Genomic DNA, 2,093 nt, shown 5'->3' on the forward strand with positions numbered 1-2,093 from the left:
GATGACGCACTCGCCGACCCGGACGCGACCGCGGCCCGGCTGGTCCGTGACCTGGCCGGTGACCTGTCCGCCGGCGGCTGGGCGGCCCTGGCCAGCGAGCGGGAGCGCCGCGCCGAGCACGACACCCTGGCCCACGGGGAGTCGGTGATGCGGGCGGTGGTCGGAGCGGTCGCGGCCCTGCGCGAGCAGGTCGACGTCGTGGTGACCAAGGGCGGGATCACCGGGGCCCAGGTCGCCCGCGACGGCCTCGGCGCGGTGTCGGCGCGGGTGCGCGGGCAGGTGCTGCCCGGGGTGTCGGTGTGGGACCTGATGACGCCGGGCGGGCGCGCGGTCGTGCAGGTGGTGGTGCCGGGCAACGTCGGCGACGACGACGCCCTCGACGCGGCGCTCGCGGCCGTCGGCGTATGAGCTCACGGCGGGCCCCGGTCGACGAAGCGCAGGGTCATCGCCAGGTAGTCGCGCAGCGGCACGGTGCGCGGGGCGCGCCGGTGCCGGGACCAGATGACGTTGGCCCGGCCCGGACTCAGGGTGTGGGCGAGCGCGACGACGGCACGCGCCTCGTCCGGGCCGATCTCGCGGCCGGCCAGCGAGGCGAGGGCCACGGCCAGCTCGGTAGCGCGGTCGTCGTCCACGCCCTCAGGAGAGCAGACACCCCCGACAGTTCGGGGCGCTCACTCCACCAGCAGGAACACGATCGCCGCGACCCCGATCACGACGATCACGGTCCGCAGCACCGCGGGCGGCAGCCTGCGGCCGACCTTCGCACCGAGCAGCCCGCCGACGATCGAGCTGACCGCGATGATCCCGACGACCGTCCAGTCGACCGGCGCGACGACGGCGTAGATCGCCCCGGCGACGATGTTCACGACCGAGGCGAGGGTGTTCTTGAAGGCGTTGAGCCGCTGGAGCGGGTCCGCGACGAGCAGCCCCATCACCCCGACCAGCATGATCCCCTGGGCGGCGGTGAAGTAGCCGCCGTAGACGCCCACCAGGAACACCAGCACGTAGAGCACCGGCGAGCCGGTCCGGTCCGGACGCGGGCGGTCGCGCAGCAGGCGGGCCATCAGGGGCTGCACGGCGACCAGCAGCACGGAGGTGCCGACCAGGACCGGCACGATCGTCTCGAACGCGTCCGGCGGCAGCGACAGCAGCAGCGCCGCACCGACCACGGCCCCCAGGAACGACGCGACACCGTACTTCGCGAGGCGGCGGCCGTGCCCGGCCCACTCCTTGCGGTAGCCGACGGCGCCGGTGATCGAGCCGGTGATCAGCCCGATGGCGTTCGACGTCGTCGCCGTCACCGGAGGGAAGCCCAGCGCCACGAGCACCGGGAAGGTCACCAGCGTCCCCGACCCGACGACGGTGTTGATCAGCCCCGCCCAGAGCCCGGCCAGCGCGATGACCCCGACCTCCCACAACTCCATCGGGACACCCTACGAACCGCGCACCGGCACTCCTCCGGGCGCAGTACGCGTAGGGGTTACGCTGTGCGCGTAGGGCCCCCTACGAAATGCGTGGCATGATCGACGCGTGACCGCCGCCGACGACCCCCGCTGGGCCGCTCCCCCGGCCCCGGCGCGCCGGACGCTGGACCGCGGCTCGATCGTCGCCACGGCGCTGCGCCTCGCCGACGCCGACGGGCTGGCCGCGGTGTCGATGCCGCGGCTGGCCCGCGAGCTGGGGTCCGCGCCGATGTCGCTGTACCGGCACGTGCCCGGCAAGGACGCGCTGGTCGACCTCGTCCTGGACGTCGCACTGGGCGAGCCGCCGGACCTGTCGGGCTGCGGGCTGCGGCTGGGCTGCGAGATCTGGGCGGCCGCCCTGCGCGACGTGCTCGACGAGCACCCGTGGACCGTCGGGCTGCTCGCCGGTCCTCGCGCCACCGGCCCCGCCGAGTGCGCGTGGTCGGAGGCGCTGCTGGCGCACGTCGTCGGGGCGGGGCACCCGTTGCACGCGGCCGTCGAGGTGCTGCACCTGCTGCACGGCTACGTCCGGGGCGCGGCGGCCCTGGCCGGGGACCGCCTCCCCACCCTCGACGACGTCCGCCGCTCCGGCCGGGCGGAGCGCCTGCCGGTGCTGTCCCGGCTCCTCGG

The 2,093-nt window shown here is 75.3% G+C and carries 4 protein-coding genes; 2 read left to right on the forward strand and 2 right to left on the reverse strand.

Annotated elements, in window-relative coordinates; all coding sequences use genetic code 11:
* On the forward strand, positions 1-408 hold a 408-nt coding region (locus tag GTW08_RS12090), incomplete at its 5' end, for a nucleotide-binding domain containing protein (RefSeq protein WP_275938981.1).
* 2 nt (positions 409-410) lie between these two features.
* Here GTW08_RS12090 and GTW08_RS12095 read toward each other — a convergent pair.
* Both GTW08_RS12095 and GTW08_RS12100 read right to left on the reverse strand, forming a co-directional pair.
* Positions 411-632, reverse strand: a complete 222-nt coding sequence (locus GTW08_RS12095) for a hypothetical protein (RefSeq protein ID WP_073574769.1) — start codon at positions 630-632, stop codon at positions 411-413.
* A gap of 39 nt (positions 633-671) precedes the next feature.
* A complete protein-coding gene (locus GTW08_RS12100; protein WP_073574768.1) occupies positions 672-1,424 on the reverse strand; it encodes a sulfite exporter TauE/SafE family protein in 753 nt (250 codons plus the stop codon).
* A gap of 106 nt (positions 1,425-1,530) precedes the next feature.
* Between GTW08_RS12100 and GTW08_RS12105 the strand changes: the two genes are divergently transcribed.
* Positions 1,531-2,093: TetR family transcriptional regulator (locus GTW08_RS12105; protein ID WP_161151929.1), on the forward strand; the 563-nt coding region annotated here is incomplete at its 3' end.

It is taken from the genome of Pseudonocardia sp. SID8383 (assembly GCF_009864975.1).
Classification (GTDB): domain Bacteria; phylum Actinomycetota; class Actinomycetes; order Mycobacteriales; family Pseudonocardiaceae; genus Pseudonocardia; species Pseudonocardia alni.

Excerpts from the sequence above, each read along its gene's own strand:
- GTW08_RS12100 (WP_073574768.1), bottom strand. The coding sequence starts at position 1,424 with ATGGAGTTGTGGGAGGTCGGGGTCATCGCGCTGGCCGGGCTCTGGGCG.